The following is a 15187-nucleotide window of genomic DNA, read 5'->3' as shown; positions in this document are numbered from 1 at the left end:
TCAACCCTTGACCGCGCCGGTGAGACCGCCGACGATGCGGCGCTCGAACAGACTGAAGAAGATGAGCGCCGGGATCATCGACAGGGAGGTGAAGGCGAGCACCTTGGCCGTGTCGACCGCGTATTGCGATGCGAAGGCTTGTGTTCCGAGCGGCAGCGTGTACGACGCCTCGCCGTTCAAGATGAACAGGGGAAGGAGATAGGCATTCCAGCTGCCGATGAACGCCAGGATTCCGACAGTGATGACGCCGGGCAGCGAGAGCCGAAGAACCATGCGGAAGAAGAAACCGAGACGGCCGAGCCCGTCGATGGCGGCGGCCTCCTGAAGCTCGTTCGGAATGGCCGCGAGGAAGGGAACCAGCACGATGATGGTCAACGGAAGCGCGAACGCGATCTGGGGAATGACGACGCCGGCGAGCGAGTTCGTCAGGCCGAGGTTGCGAACCAGGATGTACAGCGGCGTGATGGCGACCGTGAGGGGGAACATCAGCCCGGCGGTGAAGAGCGCATAGACGACTGCCCGACCGCGGAACGCGTAGCGCGACAGGCCGTATGCAGCCATGAGCCCCAAGGCGACGACGAACGCCGTGGTGCAGACCGCGGCGACCGTCGAATTCAGAACCTGAGTCCAGAAGGAACCGCTGGCGAGCACATCGCCGAAGTTCGACCACGCCCAGGCCTGAGGGAATCCGGAGGGATCGACCGTGATCTCGGAGTTCGTGCGGAAGCCGCCGAGGATGATGTACGCGACGGGCGCCAGCATCAATCCGATGAGGACGAGGGCCACGAAGTAGGAGACGAGGCTCGAGCGCCTGGTCTGTTCCGAGACGCGCCGGTTACGGCGAGGTCGCGATGCGACCGGTGCTGCGATGGCCATCAGTGTGCGCCTCCGGTAGTGGTGACCGCTGAATCGCGGCGCAGGATGAAGCGCTGATAGAGCAGCGCGACGACGAGTGAGATGAGGAAGATGACGACCGCGACAGCGTTGCCGTAGCCGTAGCTGCCGGCGTTGCGACCGTTGGCCACCATGTATGTCGCCATGGTCGACGTGCCCGCCGTGCCTGCGACGTACTGGCCCCAGACGATCCAGACCAGGTCGAACAGTTGGAGCGAGCCGATGATCGACAGGAACGCCCAGATGCGAACCGTCGGTCCCATCAGCGGCAGAACGATGTAGCGCTGAACCTGCCAGTAGCTGGCACCGTCGATGCGTGCGGCCTCGGTGATCTCATCGGGAATGCCCTGCAGACCGGCGAGGAACAGGATCACGGCGAAGCCGACGTACTTCCAGGTGATGATCACCAGCAGAGTCCAGATCGCCGCACTCGGGTCGCTCAGCCAGTCGGTGGCGAGGCCACCGAGACCGACCTTCTCGAGAAGACCGTTCAGTGCGCCGTTGGACTGGAGCATCAGGCTCCAGCCGAGACCGACCACGACCTCGGAGATGACGTAGGGCACGAAGATCAGCACTCGGATGAGCGACTGGAAGCGGAGTCTGCGGTTGAGGAGAAGGGCGATGCCGAGGGCGAGGGGGCCCTGCAGCACGAGCGACATCACGACGATGAACGCGTTGTGGCTGAGAGCCTCGAGGAAGGCCGGGTCGGTGAGAATCGTGACGTAGTTGCGCAGCCCGACGAAGTCGGTCGCCGCTCCGTACCCCGACCAGCTGAAGAATCCGTAGTAGGCGGCGAGTACCACCGGCAGGATGACGAAAGCCACGAAGACCACCAGGGCGGGCCCGATGAGCAGAAGGAGTTCTGCTCGCTTGGGCCAGCGGGATCGTGCCCGTGGGGGTGTCCCCACCGGGGGCAGCGCTGGAGCGCCTCCCCCGGCAGGACTACGGCTGCCCCGCGCAGCGTCTTGTGTGTGCGTTTCTTCGCGCAGGACAGCCATCGGTTCTTCCCTACGACTTCGCTGCCGCAGCGTTCACTGCGTCGACGATGCCTTGTGCGTCGCCCTTGCCGGCGAACATGTCGACCACGGCCACGTTGAGCGCGTTGCCCACGTTCTGTCCGTAGAGGGTGTCGAGCCAGACGCTCACGTAGGGTGCGTCGTTGTATGCCGTCAGAACGTCCTTCAGTGCAGGGTCGGAGACGGTCGACTGAGCTTCGGTCGATGCGGGAACAGTCTGGAAGGCCGTCGCGTATGCCTCCTGATTGCTCTTCTCGGCCATGAAGTTGAGGAAGTCGACGCACTCCTTGGGAGCGTTCACCCAGCAGCTGTAGCCGTCGACGCCGCCCATCATGGCTCCGGCCTCACCGTCGCCACCCTCGACCGAGGGGAAGGGGAACCACTTGAGGTCGGCCAGAGGCTTCTGGTCGGGGGTGAGCGACGCGATCACTCCGGGATCCCATGCACCCATCAGCTCCATGCTGGCCTGCTTGTTGGCCAACAGACCGGCTGAGGAACCAGCGCCCTGCTGGGCAGCGGTCGTGAGGAAGCCGTTGTTGAAGGGCTCCGTGTCGATGAAGGACTGGAGGTTCTCGCCCGCCTTCAACCAGCAGTCGTCGTCGAAGTTGCGGCTCGTCGCGGCGTCGTTGAGAACGTCCTGCGAGCAGGCTCGCAGCGCGAAGTTGTAGTACCAGTGCGCTGCTGGCCAGGCGTCCTTCGCACCCACCGCGATGGGGTCGATGCCGGCGGCCTTGAGCTTCTCGTCGGCGGCCTCGAGGTCGGCGATCGACTTCGGCGTCTCGGTGATCCCCGCCTGAGCGAAGAGATCCGACGAGTAGAAGAAGCCGGAGGGCAGTACCGCAACGGGTACTCCGTAGTTCTTGCCGTCGACCTCGAAGGCCGACAGGCTGTTCCCGACGGCCGTCTTGGTCGCGTCGGTGAGACCGGAGCTGATGTCCATGGCCTGGCCGGCCTTGACCACATCGGCGAGCTTGCCACCACCGCGAGCCATGAAGACGTCGGGTGCGTCGCCGGAGTTGAGGGCGGTCTGAAGCTTGCCGTCCATCTCCTCGTTCTGCACCGACTGGATCTTGACCGTGACGTTGGGGTTCGCTTTCTCGAACGCCGCGGCCGTGTCGGCCCAGTACTTCTTTCCGTCTCCGGTCGTGGAGTTGTGCCACATCGTGAGCGTGACTTTTCCGTCGGACGAATCGCTCGATCCGGCGCTGCATCCGCTGAGCGCGAGCGCACTCAGGAGAATGGCGGCCGAGCCAGCGACGAATTTGGTGAGTCTCATGTGATTCGTACCTGCTCTCTTCATTGAGGGGCGTCCGCGGCAGTGCGGGCGCTTGGCTGGTGCACGGGTGGTGCGTCGTGCCGTCCCACCGAGTACCCGGAATGATCGTCATCCGAGGCAACGCTGTCTGGTCGGGCGTGATCAGTGTGCGTGAGCCCTTGTAGACCGTCAAACGTTTTCGAAATCATTTTCGCACGCGCCTCGCGGCGACTATGCTCGGCCCATGATGGCGAGGGCGACGATCCACGACGTCGCGGCGGCGGCGGGTGTTTCCGTCGCCACCGTGTCGAAGGCGGTCAACGGCAGGTACGGCGTATCCGCGGTCACGACAGACCGGGTTCTCGAGGTGGTGGCGGCTCTCGGATACGAGTCGAGCCTCGTCGCGAGCAGCATGCGCTCGCGTCGCACGGGCGTGATCGGAGTGCTCGTCGCCGGATTCGAACCGTTCAGCGCAGAGGTCTTGAAGGGCGTCGCCGCCGGCCTGCGCGACTCGCGGTACGACCTGCTCGCCTACAGCGGATCACGGCGCGGAGAAGGTGACGGGTGGGAGCGGCGATCACTCAGCCGCCTGAGCGGCACCCTCATCGACGGCGCCATCATCGTGACGCCGACGATCGTCAATGTCGCCGCCGATGTGCCGATCGTCGCGGTCGATCCACACACCGGTCGAGCCGATCTGCCGACGGTCGAAGCCGACAGCCGAGGTGGCGCTTTCGAGGCGACCACCTATCTGATCAGCCTCGGGCATCGACGCATCGGTTTCGTATCAGGTCGGCCCGACCTCAAGTCGTCGCGTCTGCGTGACACGGGCTATCGCGAGGCTCTCGCCGCCGCATCCATCCCATTCGATCCAGCTCTCGTGCGCGTCGGGTTCTACGAGGCCGACACCGCGAGTCGCGCGGCCCAGGATCTCCTGACACGAGGCAATCGGCCCACCGCGGTCTTCGCCGCCAACGACCTCTCGGCGATTGCGATCATCGACGTCGCGCAGTCACTGGGCCTCGAGGTGCCCCGCGACCTGTCGGTGGTCGGCTTCGACGACGTGCCCGAGGCATCCCGACTGGCTCTGCCTCTCACGACCGTTCGCCAGCCGATGCAGAGAATCGGTCAGGCGGCGGCGCGCATGCTCACCAGCCTGATGGATGGGGAGACGCTCGCATCGACCCACGTGCTGCTGCCCACTCGACTGGTCGCCCGTGCCACGACCGCGCCGCCCGCACAGGTCACCTGAGCGAAGCCGATCAGCCGACGCGGCGCCCGGAGAACAGCGCGTGCAGCAGCGGGATCGCCGAGATCACCATCAGCACCGTGCCGAATACCGTGTCGTCCGACCGCACCAACGCGCCCGCGACGAGCAGTGCCCCGAACAGAAGGGCAGAGACGACCCTCCGCGCCGCGTGCTCGAGCCGGATCACCCGCCGCTCGAGTCCCGGATTGGAGACGGCGATGGAGCCGTCCTCGATTCGAGTCACCAGGCCGTCGATGCGTTTCGGGAGTCGCAACGCGATGGTTGCGCTGTCGAGCGCCTGTCGACCCAGGTCGCTCACGACGTTGCCGCGTTCGTCACGGATCAACTGCGCCGCGTAGGGCTCGACGGAATCCCAGAGGTTGAACGACGCGTCGAGCGCACTGCAGACCCCCGACGTGAGCGACATCGCGCGGATGATCAGGAGGAAGTTCTCCGGCAGCTGGAACGGCAGTGATCTGACGACATGTCCGAATTGATCTGCGAACTCGCGGAACTCCCGCGGGTCGACCTCGCGCAGCTCGGCGAATCCCATGCCGCCGAATCGAGCGAACAGCTGCGTCATGGCGCGCTCGAGTTCCCTCGTGTCTGCCGACGGGAGCAGCACGCCCACGTCGCGGATCGCATCCACCAGGCCCTTGCCGTCGCGCGACGCGGCGGCGATGAGCAGCTTGCGAAGCCCGCTGCGGGTGTTCGAGGGGACTTCGCCCATCATGCCGAAGTCGATGAAGGTGAGCCTGAAGCCCGGCCTGCCCGTCGCATCCGATACCTGGCCGGTCGGCGTCACGAAGATGTTGCCGGGGTGCGGATCTGCGTGAAAGAAGCCGTTCGTGAACATCTGGTCGAACATGACCGCGGCGAAGACCGGGGCGACGTCGGCGGGATCGATGCCCGCCGCGTGCAGAGTCGCCGCATCGGTGATCTTGATCGCGGTCACGTCTTCGAGCGTCAGAACGCGGCGCGTGGTGCGCTCCCACACGATCGCGGGAACGGAGACGCGCTCGTCACCGGCGAAGTCGGCGGCGAATCTCTCGGAGCTCTCCGCCTCGTGCAGGTAGTCGATCTCCTCAAGGCTCGTGGCCGCGAATTCCTCGACGAGCGAGGGCATGTCGACACGATCCGACACCAGTCGAACGTGACTCAGCCAGCCGCCCACCTTGCGCAGCGCGGCGAGGTCGACATCGACGATCTCGTCGATGCCGGGGCGTTGCACCTTGAGCACCACTGCCGTGAGGCCCGTGTCCGCCGCCACGGCCGGTGCGAGAAGGGCACGGTGGGCCTGGCCGAGGGATGCTGCGGCGACCGGCGTCTCGTCGACTCGCGCGAACGCCGTGTCGAGCGACACACCCAGCTCGGCCTCCGCGAGCGCCCGGATGGCCGCGAAGGGCACGGCGGGCACCTCGTCTTGCAGACCCTCGAGTTCTTTCGTGATCTCCGGAGGGAGAACGTCGAGGCGCGACGACATGAACTGGCCGACCTTGATCATGAGCCCGCCGAGATCGACGGCGAGCACGTGAAAGCTCCGAGCGAATCGGCGCATGCGCCTGGTTCGCGTGCGTTCCGCGACCTTCAGGAGCCCGATGCGCGGCAGGAACAGCTCGTACCACCACGTGACCGCCAGGTGCCAGGCCGAGAAACGCAGGATGCGGCGATAGCGCGCGCGGGTGTTGCCGGCGCCGGACGAAAAATCTGCCCGGGCCGGCCTGAGTGACGACACTCCGGTCAGTCCTGCGCGAGGATCGAGTACAGACGTCGACGAGCGTCTTCGAGAACGGCCACGGCCTGCTGCACCTGCTCCGGTGTTCCGGTGCGACCCACCTGTGCGGCGGCCTGCGCGAGTTCGATTCCGGCCTTGGGAAGGGCGCCGAACGCGGGGGCGTCTTCCTTCGTGTCGGTCGACGCCCACGGCGTCGACGTGCCGTCTGCGTCGACGACCTGCCGACCCGTGTCGGTGAGAGCGTAGGTCTTGCGACCGTTCGACTCCTCCGCGCTCACTAGACCTTCGTCGGCCAGGAGCTGCAGGGTCGGGTAGACACTGCCGGCACTCGGCTTCCAGCTGCCGCCCGAACGTTCTTCGATCTCGCGGATGATCTGATACCCGTGCATGGGCTGCTCGGCGAGCAGCGCGAGCACCGCCGCGCGCACGTCGCCCTTGCCCATCCGGGTTCCCGCACCGGCCTTCTTGTCGAACGAGGCGCGGAGCTGCTCCATCGCCTGCCACATACCGTCGGTGTGCGAGCCGAGATTGCCGAAGTTGAATCCGCCTGCGGGGAATGAGTTGCCCATGATGACCTCCTGGATTGATCGCGAACGATACTCAACGATATATCGTCGAAGCTGTGATCTGCCGGGGAGTGCTCGATCGGCGATCAGGGATCGATGAGAGTCTTGAGAGGTCGCTCACCGCGATTCTCCACTCTTTCGAAAGCTGTTCCATGACTACCCCTGCCACGACTCCCCCGCGCCCCGCTCGAACCTCCCTCCTGCGAACGGTGTTCCGCGTCGCACTCGGCCTGTTCCTCCTGCTTGCCGGCATCAGTCATCTGACCGTCAATCGTGAGGCCTTCCTGGCGCAGGTGCCCACATGGCTGCCAATCGACGGCGATGTCGTGGTCGTGGCATCCGGCATCGTCGAGATCGTGCTCGGTCTCTCGCTCGTCGTTCTGGGCCGCTATCGCGTTCAGGTGGGCTGGATCGTGGCCGCGTTCTTCGTCGCCATCTTCCCGGGCAACATCTCCCAGCTCGTGACGCACACCGACTCCTTCGGCCTGAACACAGACCTGGCCCGGTCCATCCGATTGCTCTTCCAACCGGTGCTGGTGATCTGGGCCCTGTGGTCGAGCGGGGCATGGCAGGCGTGGCGCGCCCGGCGCCGGCGTCGTCCGGCACAGCAGAACACCCAATAGACTCCGCGTCATGCGACTTGGCGTCATCGATGTGGGATCCAACACTGTTCATCTTCTGATCGTGGATGCCCACCCCGGCGCGAGCCCGGTGCCCTACCACTCCCAACGCTCGACGCTGCGTCTCATGCGCTACCTGGATGCCGATGGTGCCATCGCCGAGGAGGGCGTCCTGCGCATCGTGGCCGCGGTGAAGGAATCGGCGGACACCGCCCGCGCGATCGGGGTCGACGATCTCATCTCGACCGCCACGAGCGCGATCCGTGAGGCCACAAACGGTGATGACGTACTGCGCCGGATCGCGCACGAGACCGGCGTCGAATTGGTCGTGCTGTCGGGAGAAGACGAGGCGAGGATCACCATGCTCGCCGTGCGACGGTGGCTCGGCTGGTCGGCGGGCGAGATCCTGCTGTTCGACATCGGTGGCGGCTCCTTCGAGATCGCCCAGGGCGCGGACGAGTACCCCGATGTGCAAGCCTCGCTCCCCCTCGGCGCGGGACGAACGACCGTCGGGTTTCTCGCGGAGGACCCGCCGCAGCGCTCGGACATCTCGCGTCTGCGAGCGCACGCCCGCGCCGAGTTGACGCAGCTGCGTGACGAGCTCTTCGCAGACCGCCCTCGACCAAAGCGGGTCGTCGGCACCTCGAAGACCATCCGCTCGCTCGCTCGTTTGGTGGGCGGTCCGTCCGATCCCGTCACCGGAGACCTGGCGCAGCTGCACTACGCGGGCCTTCGCGAATGGGAGCCGACACTGAGGGCGATGACCGGATCGACGAGAGAGCATCTGCCCGGCATCACCCCAGAGCGGGGATATCAGATCCTCGCCGGGGCCGTCGTGCTTCGCACCGCGATGAAGGTCTTCGACGTTCAGACCATGACGATCTCACCGTGGGCCCTGCGCGAGGGAATCGTGCTCCGCTACATCGATGCCCTCGACGACTGAAGAAGGAGGCCCGCCATCGTTCGCCCTCCTCACCCCCTGCTCAACCGGGAACTGATCACTTGTACCGCCCTCGGTCTCATCGACCGAGAGGGCTCAGACGGGGCGAGTGTGCGCCGAATCGCCGCGAAGCTCGGCGTCAATCCGACCTCTCTCTACAACCATGTTCCCAACCGGGCAGCCATCATCGAAGATGTTCGAGCGATGGTCTCGGCCAACATCGACTCGGGGCCCCTTCGCGAACTGGTATGGGAGGACGGCCTCCGAGCGTGGGCGCGCTCGTATCGCTCGGCATTCGCCGGCCACCCCCGCGCCATTCCACTCCTGATGACGACACGGGCTTCGGCACCGGTCCTTCTCGCCGAATACGAGGACTTCGCCCTCGCCGCAGAGTCCGTCGGGTGGACGAGCGCGGACGTGCTGCCACTCCTGACCGCCTTCGAGTCCTTCATCCTGGGCAGCGTCCTCGACATGTCCGGGCCGAAGGTCGTCTTCGATCCCACCGGCCAGGAAGAGCGGTTTCCGCGCTTCGCGGCGGCATTCTCCTCGTTGGAGCACGAGGATCCGGAGGATCCGGTCGCCTCCCGCGCGTTCGAACTGGGACTCAGCATGCTCGTCTCGTCGGCGAGGCCGGAGCATCACCAGCGCCGCTGAACACTGCGCGAGACCACGACGCCACCTGCCGTCGAACCCGTCTCCGGCGCAGCTAAAACAAACAGTGTATGTTTTAGGTGTCGCGCCACCGGCGTAGCACCGACAGGTCTCCCCTGACAGGTCTCCCCTGAAAGCGAGAAACATGGAATCGCGGGACTTCACGGTCGTCGAAGCGGACATCGACCGGCTGCACGCCGCGATGAGGTCGGGCGAGGTCACGAGCGTCGAGCTCGTGGCTCGATATCTCAATCGCATCGCGTTCTACGACCGGTCGGGCATCCGGCTCAACTCCGTTCCGATCATCAACCCCGCGGTATTCGACGAGGCCCGGGAGTCCGACGTCCGACGCGCGCTCGGCACCACCCGCGGGCCTCTCGACGGAATCCCGTTCACCGCGAAGGACAGCTATCGGGTCAAGGGTCTGCCCGTCGCCTCCGGTTCGCCGGCCTTCGCCGAGCTGATCGCTCACGACGACGCCTTCGCGGTCGCACGTCTCCGTGAGGCTGGGGCGATCTTCCTCGGCTTCACCAACATGCCGCCGATGGCAGCGGGCGGCATGCAGCGCGGTGTCTACGGACGCGCCGAGTCGCCGTATAACGCCGAGTATCTGACGTCGGCCTTCGGATCCGGCTCGTCCAACGGGTCCGGCACGGCGACGGCGGCGAGCTTCGCGGCGTTCGGACTCGGCGAGGAGACCTGGTCGTCCGGTCGCGCGCCCGCGTCGAACAACTCGCTCGTGGCCTACACCCCGTCGCGCGGAGTCATCTCGGTTCGGGGCAACTGGCCCCTCGTTCCCACGATGGATGTGGTCGTACCGCACACACGATCGATCGACGACCTGAAGCACGTCCTCGACGCTGTCGTCGCCGATGATCCCCGCTCGGACGGCGACCTGTGGCGCATCCAACCCTGGATCACCCTGCCGCGGCCGTCGGACATACGACCGGTGTCGTTCGTGGCCCTTCCCGATCTCCCCCTCGCCGGCGTTCGCCTCGCGGTTCCGCGAATCTACGTCAATGCCGACCCCGACAGCAGATACCCGATCGAGACACGTGAGTCGATCATGGACCTGTGGGCGCAGCTGTGCGACGATCTCGAGGAGGCGGGCGCCGAGGTCGTCGAGACATCGTTCCCGGCAGTCGACAACTACGAGAAGCTTCACGAGGGCGACCGCGATTTCGTCGATCGAGGGTGGGTGAGCGAAGAGTTTCTGCGCGACGAACTCGGAAGGCTGTCGGCCTGGGCACTCGACGACTTCCTGCGCCAGAACGGCGATCCGGCGCTCGACCGGCTCGCCGATGCGGATGCCTCGCTCGTCTTCCCCCACCCCCGCGGGGCACTCCCCGACCGCTACGGCGTCTTCGACTTCGACATCGCCTACGACATGTCGGATGTCGTCGCAGACGCGCACGAGGGCGTCGCCCCCTGGACGGAGATCGAGACTCTCGAGGCGGGACTGCGGGGGCTCGAGAAGACCAGGCAGGTCGACGTCGAGGAGTGGCTGACGAACGAGATGTTCGACGCGGTGATCTTTCCGACCGCCTCCGACGTCGGCCCTGCCGACGCGGACCTCACCGAGGCCTCCGCCGACATCGCTTGGCGCAACGGCGTGTGGGTGTCGAATGGCAATCTCGTGCCCCGCCACCTCGGCATCCCGACCGTGACCGTTCCGCTCGGCCTCATGACAGACACCGGCATGCCGGTCGGCGTCACGGTGGCCGGCTCGGCTCATACCGATCCCCGGATCCTTCAGCTGGCGTCTGCCATCGAGAATGTCCGACGGCGCCGGGTCACCCCGCCGAGAACACCCGCTCTCGACGACGAGGCCCTGTTCTCCAGCCACGTCGCGCCCTCCGCGAGCGCGCTCGCGGTACGCATCGACTCGGTCGACATCGAGAGACACGACGACGATGCCACTGTCCGGTTCGTGGCGACCATCACCGATGGGGCGGCGGACCTGTGCGCTGCGTTCGTCGACGGTCGTTCGATCACCGCGACGAGACAGGGCGATCGCATCGTCGGCAGTCGGCGGGTGGATGCGGACACGTACGGTCAGCCCCACAGCGAATGGAGACCGCCTTACGGCCCCCTCGTGACGGTCGTCGTGCGCAGCGCCGACGGGTCGGTCGCCGGGGCGATCGCGACGACCGCCGCCGCGCCGCTCTGACGCCCGAGCATTGACTCTGGCACCGCCGTTCTCATCACCACTCAAGGAGCACCCATGTCGAGCACGATCTTCGACTACTTCGCGCAGGTCGAACTGCCGACGCCCACCCTCGAGGTCGACGAAGTGCTGGGGCTCGTCTCCGCCCACTTCGGCATCGACGCCGACGCCCGATCGCTCGGCAGCCAGCAGGATCAGAACTTCCGCCTGCTCTCCCCCGAATCCGGCCGAGCGCTGGGGGTTCTCAAGATCAGCAACCCCGCGTTCAGCGAGACCGAAATCGACATGCAGGATCGCGCCGCCGAGGTGGTGGCCGACCACGACCCGACGCTGCGCATCCCCCGCATCGTCACGGGACCCCTCGGCCCGATGTCCGGCTGGTGGGACACCTCGCAGGGACGCTTCCACGCCAGAGTGATCGAGAACATCGCCGGCAGCACGCTCATGGGTTCGGACTACCTGACACCCGACGTGGTCGAGCGCATGGGCGAGCTCTCGGCCCGGGTGAGTCGCGCGCTCGAGACATTCGAGCATGTCGCGACGAGTCGAGTGCTGCAATGGGACCTCCGATACGCAGGACGCGTCATCGAGACCCTCCTGCTACTCGAACCCGACGCATCCGTGAGAAGGTTCGTGCAGCACGCGGCGCGGCGGGCGCAGTATGCGCTCGACGAGGTGCGCGACGGGCTTCCGGTGCAGGCGGGCCACTTCGACATCACCGACGACAACGTGCTGCGCCCCGAGGGCGAGCGACTGCCCGACGCGGTGATCGATTTCGGTGACGTGTCAGCCTCGTGGCGCGTCGGTGAGATCGCCATCACCGTCTCGTCGTTGCTGCATCACGACGGAGCGACTCCCGCCTCCGCCCTGCCCGCGGTTCGGGCGTTCCACGCTCTGCGCCCGCTCGACGACGACGAGATCACGGCGCTCTGGCCACTCGTCATCTTGCGCGGCGCCGTTCTCGTACTGAGCGGTCGCCAGCAGGTGCGACTCGACGAGGCGAACAGTTATGCCGACGCCGCGCTCGACCGCGAGTTCCGCGTCTTGAAGGTCGCGGCATCCGTGCCCTCGGAGGTCATGGCCGGTGCCATTCGCGACGCCCTCCGGCTCGGCGCCAGTCCGGTTCGATCGTGGAGCACTGCCCCCGTCCTCCGCTCGTTCGATCGAGCCGTTGCACTCGACGGCGGCACCGTCTCGCCGGTGAACGACGACGGCGCCTGGTTGAGGGCGAGCAGCATCGACGACGAAGCGATGGCTCTCCTCGACTCCGGAGCCGAGGCCGTGTATTTGTCGGCGTGGAACGCCGTACTCGCCGGGGCTCCGACTCGCACGCCGTCGGCACCCGACACCGTCCCCACCGGAACGACTCTCTGGCTCTCGTCAGAGACGCCGATTATCGGATCGGTCGAGATCTCGGTCGTCCGCCCCGGTGTGATCGCGCTGACCGTCGGCGACGAGACGCTCACGATCTCCGGTTCCGGGGTAGACACGACGGTCGGCGTGCTGCCCCCGCGAACCCGACTCTTCGCTCAGCGTGGGCGCCGAGAGACACCGGATGCGCCGCACGCCGTCTCCGCCGACCTCGCGGCGGCATGGCGAGCGGTGCTGGGCGATCCCGCCCCCGCACTCGGACTACCGGTCGCCGAATCGCCGTCGCACGACGACGTCCTCGCGCGCCGGGAAGCCGTGCTGGCCGAGGTGCAGGAGCACTACTACTCGGCACCACCGCAGATCGAACGAGGGTGGCGAGAATACCTCATCGGCGTCGACGGTCGGGTGTATCTCGACATGGTCAACAACGTCGCGTCCGTCGGGCACGCCCATCCGCGCGTCGTCGAGGCCGCTACCCGGCAGCTGCGGTTGGTCAACACCAATTCTCGATTCAACTACCGCGCGATCGCCGACTATGCCGAGCGTCTCGCCGCAACGCTGCCCGACGAGCTCGATACCGTGTTCTTCGTCAACTCCGGCTCCGAGGCCGCGGATCTCGCGATCAGGCTCGCCATGGCCACGACGGGGCGTTCCGACATGGTCGCGATGCGCGAGGCCTATCACGGCTGGACGTTCGCGAGCGACGCCGTGTCGACATCCATCGCCGACAACCCGGCCGCCCTCTCGACCCGCCCCGAGTGGGTGCATACCGTTGCGGCCGCGAATTCGTACCGCGGCGCACTGCGCGGCGCCGACGCGTCCGGCTACGCCTCCGAGGCCGTTCGGGTGATCGACGACCTCGCCGCAGGGGGAAAACCGCCAGCCGGATTCATCGGCGAACCGTACTTCGGCAACGCGGGCGGCGTCGCGCTGCCCGATGGCTATCTCGCCGAGGTCTACGCGGCGATCCGCAGGCACGGGGGAATCACCATCGCCGACGAGGTACAGGTGGGGTTCGGTCGGCTCGGTGAGTGGTTCTGGGGTTTCCAACAGCAGGGGGTGGTGCCCGACGTCGTCGCCGTAGCGAAATCGATCGGAGCGGGGCAGCCGATCGGGGCCGTGATCACCCGTCGCGAGATCGCCGACCGCTACCGCACGCAGGGGTACTTCTTCTCGTCGACAGGAGGCTCGCCGGTATCGGCCGTCATCGGCATGGCCGTGCTCGATGTCATCGAGGACGAGAACCTGCAGGAGAACGCTCGAACGGTCGGCGCGCATCTCAAGAGCCGACTCGAGGCCCTCGGCGCGGAGCACGACATCATCGGCACCGTGCACGGCTCGGGCCTGTATCTCGGTCTCGAATTCGTGAGGGATCGCGACACTCTCGAGCCCGCGACAGAGGAGACCGCCGCGATCTGCGATCGTCTGCTCCATCTCGGCGTCATCATGCAGCCCACGGGCGATCACCAGAACGTCCTGAAGATCAAGCCTCCCCTGTGCATCACCCGCGAGTCGGTCGACTACTTCGCCGACCAGCTCGCCCGGGTGCTCGCAACAGGATGGTGACGCTCCACCTCATTCCCCTTCCTCTCCCCTAACGAACACCCCGAAAAGGAGCCCGACATGTGGCGCATGCCCTCTGAGACAGCCGAACACACGCGCACCTGGATGGCCTTCCCCCGTGAGGGCTTCACCCTCGGCTCGGAAGCATCCGAGCGGGAGGCTGGCTACGCCGCCTGGACCGCGGTCGCGCACGCCATCCTCCCCTTCGAACCCGTGTCGATGGTCGTCGATCCGACCGAGATCGCTCGAGCGCGTCGCATGCTCGACTCGTCGATCGAGATCGTCGAGGCCCCGCTCGACGAGTTCTGGATGCGCGACATGGGCCCGACGTTCGTTCTCGACGACGAGCGGCCCGGGGTACTCGGCGCGGTCGACTGGATCTTCAACGGTTGGGGCGCGCCCGAATGGGCCGAGTGGACGAAGTCGGCTCAGATCGCGCGGATCGTCGGCGAGCACGTCGGCGCCGAGATTCTCAGCTCGATGCTGGTCGCCGAGGGTGGAGGCCTGCACGTCGACGGCTCCGGCACAGTTCTCCTGACCGACACCGTTCAACTCGACCCTCGACGCAACCCGTACGCCGACAGGGCGCGGGTAGAGGCGGAGATGAATCGCACGATCGGCTCGACGCAGGCCATCTGGCTGTCTCGGGGGCTCACCCGTGACTACGACGAGCTGGGCACCAATGGCCACGTCGATATCGTGGCGACCTTCGCGTCGCCCGACCGGGTCCTGCTGCACGCCCAACAGGACCCCGCACACCCTGACGCCGAGGTGAGCGATCTGCTGCGCGGCGAACTCGAGCGGGCGTTCGCGAGTCTGGGCCGCTCCGTCGAGATCACCGACCTTCCCGCGCCCACGACGCTCCGCGACGATGTCGACTTCGTCGATTGGAGTTACGTCAACCACCTCGTCGTCAACGGAGGTGTCATCGCCTGCGGCTTCGGCGAGGAACAGGCGGACGCCCGCGCTCGCGGCATCCTCTCCGACGCCTACCCCGGTCGCACGGTCGTCACTGTCGACGCCCGCGAGCTCTTCGCCCGCGGTGGAGGCATCCACTGCATCACTCAGCAGCAGCCCGCAGTGTCTTCGATCCGCTGAATCACTCGTTAATCACCCTCGAATCCGGCACGGGTGCCGGAGAGATCAGGACCACATGACCA

Annotated in this window: 11 protein-coding genes and 1 pseudogene; 7 read left to right on the top strand and 5 right to left on the bottom strand. The window is 66.5% G+C overall.

The window, feature by feature from the left end; genetic code table 11:
• The 3 genes from ASF79_RS16875 to ASF79_RS16865 are packed head-to-tail and all read right to left on the bottom strand — an operon-like array spanning position 1 to position 3186.
• On the bottom strand, positions 1 to 876 hold the full coding sequence (locus tag ASF79_RS16875; protein ID WP_055781765.1) for a carbohydrate ABC transporter permease: 876 nt from the start codon (positions 874 to 876) through the stop codon (positions 1 to 3).
• Positions 876 to 1892 (bottom strand): carbohydrate ABC transporter permease, encoded by a 1017-nt coding sequence (locus ASF79_RS16870; protein ID WP_082466328.1) that lies wholly within the window; start codon positions 1890 to 1892, stop codon positions 876 to 878. The genes ASF79_RS16875 and ASF79_RS16870 overlap by 1 nt, the downstream gene beginning before the upstream one ends.
• A 10-nt stretch (positions 1893 to 1902) precedes the next feature.
• Positions 1903 to 3186, bottom strand: coding sequence for an extracellular solute-binding protein (locus ASF79_RS16865; RefSeq protein ID WP_055781767.1), 1284 nt, complete (start codon positions 3184 to 3186; stop codon positions 1903 to 1905).
• 223 nt (positions 3187 to 3409) lie between these two features.
• On the opposite strand from ASF79_RS16865, the gene ASF79_RS16860 reads away from it, so the two are divergent.
• Complete coding sequence (locus tag ASF79_RS16860) at positions 3410 to 4417, top strand: LacI family DNA-binding transcriptional regulator (RefSeq protein WP_055781772.1); 1008 nt, start codon at positions 3410 to 3412, stop codon at positions 4415 to 4417.
• A 10-nt stretch (positions 4418 to 4427) separates the two neighbouring features.
• On the opposite strand, the gene ASF79_RS16855 is transcribed toward ASF79_RS16860, so the two are convergent.
• Entirely contained in the window at positions 4428 to 6149 is a 1722-nt protein-coding gene (locus ASF79_RS16855) for an ABC1 kinase family protein (RefSeq protein WP_055857415.1), read from the bottom strand.
• 5 nt (positions 6150 to 6154) lie between these two features.
• On the bottom strand, positions 6155 to 6718 hold the full coding sequence (locus tag ASF79_RS16850; protein ID WP_055857411.1) for a PadR family transcriptional regulator: 564 nt from the start codon (positions 6716 to 6718) through the stop codon (positions 6155 to 6157).
• A gap of 149 nt (positions 6719 to 6867) precedes the next feature.
• Between ASF79_RS16850 and ASF79_RS16845 the strand changes: the two genes are divergently transcribed.
• The 6 genes and pseudogenes from ASF79_RS16845 to ASF79_RS16820 all read left to right on the top strand — a co-directional run bounded on the left by ASF79_RS16845 (position 6868) and on the right by ASF79_RS16820 (position 15125).
• Positions 6868 to 7338: a DoxX family protein gene (locus ASF79_RS16845; RefSeq protein ID WP_055857408.1), complete on the top strand. Its 471-nt coding sequence runs from the start codon at positions 6868 to 6870 to the stop codon at positions 7336 to 7338.
• A 10-nt stretch (positions 7339 to 7348) separates the two neighbouring features.
• The gene (locus ASF79_RS16840; RefSeq protein WP_055857405.1) at positions 7349 to 8278 is read left to right on the top strand and encodes a Ppx/GppA phosphatase family protein; all 930 of its coding nucleotides are present in this window, start codon (positions 7349 to 7351) and stop codon (positions 8276 to 8278) included.
• 15 nt (positions 8279 to 8293) lie between these two features.
• The gene (locus ASF79_RS16835; protein ID WP_326942886.1) at positions 8294 to 8929 is read left to right on the top strand and encodes a TetR/AcrR family transcriptional regulator; all 636 of its coding nucleotides are present in this window, start codon (positions 8294 to 8296) and stop codon (positions 8927 to 8929) included.
• Positions 8930 to 9071: 142 nt separating this feature from the next.
• Positions 9072 to 10745: pseudogene (locus tag ASF79_RS16830) on the top strand (amidase); the annotation flags it as partial.
• Positions 10746 to 11150: 405 nt separating this feature from the next.
• The gene (locus ASF79_RS16825; protein ID WP_055857396.1) at positions 11151 to 14030 is read left to right on the top strand and encodes an aminotransferase; all 2880 of its coding nucleotides are present in this window, start codon (positions 11151 to 11153) and stop codon (positions 14028 to 14030) included.
• Positions 14031 to 14096: 66 nt separating this feature from the next.
• Positions 14097 to 15125, top strand: coding sequence for an agmatine deiminase family protein (locus ASF79_RS16820; RefSeq protein ID WP_082496021.1), 1029 nt, complete (start codon positions 14097 to 14099; stop codon positions 15123 to 15125).
• Positions 15126 to 15187 lie beyond the last annotated feature (62 nt).

Origin of the sequence: Agreia sp. Leaf335 (genome assembly GCF_001423605.1) — a bacterium.
Lineage (GTDB): Bacteria > Actinomycetota > Actinomycetes > Actinomycetales > Microbacteriaceae > Agreia.
The sequence above is the reverse complement of the archived record's forward strand: the minus strand, read 5'-3'. Positions and strand labels throughout refer to the sequence as shown.

Bases quoted from the DNA above. Each gene is read 5' to 3' on its own strand.
- ASF79_RS16875 (WP_055781765.1), bottom strand. From the start codon at position 876: ATGGCCATCGCAGCACCGGTCGCATCGCGACCTCGCCGTAACCGGCGC.
- ASF79_RS16870 (WP_082466328.1), bottom strand. From the start codon at position 1,892: ATGGCTGTCCTGCGCGAAGAAACGCACACACAAGACGCTGCGCGGGGC.
- ASF79_RS16865 (WP_055781767.1), bottom strand. From the start codon at position 3,186: ATGAGACTCACCAAATTCGTCGCTGGCTCGGCCGCCATTCTCCTGAGT.
- ASF79_RS16860 (WP_055781772.1), top strand. From the start codon at position 3,410: ATGATGGCGAGGGCGACGATCCACGACGTCGCGGCGGCGGCGGGTGTT.
- ASF79_RS16850 (WP_055857411.1), bottom strand. From the start codon at position 6,718: ATGGGCAACTCATTCCCCGCAGGCGGATTCAACTTCGGCAATCTCGGC.
- ASF79_RS16845 (WP_055857408.1), top strand. From the start codon at position 6,868: ATGACTACCCCTGCCACGACTCCCCCGCGCCCCGCTCGAACCTCCCTC.
- ASF79_RS16840 (WP_055857405.1), top strand. From the start codon at position 7,349: ATGCGACTTGGCGTCATCGATGTGGGATCCAACACTGTTCATCTTCTG.
- ASF79_RS16825 (WP_055857396.1), top strand. From the start codon at position 11,151: ATGTCGAGCACGATCTTCGACTACTTCGCGCAGGTCGAACTGCCGACG.
- ASF79_RS16820 (WP_082496021.1), top strand. From the start codon at position 14,097: ATGCCCTCTGAGACAGCCGAACACACGCGCACCTGGATGGCCTTCCCC.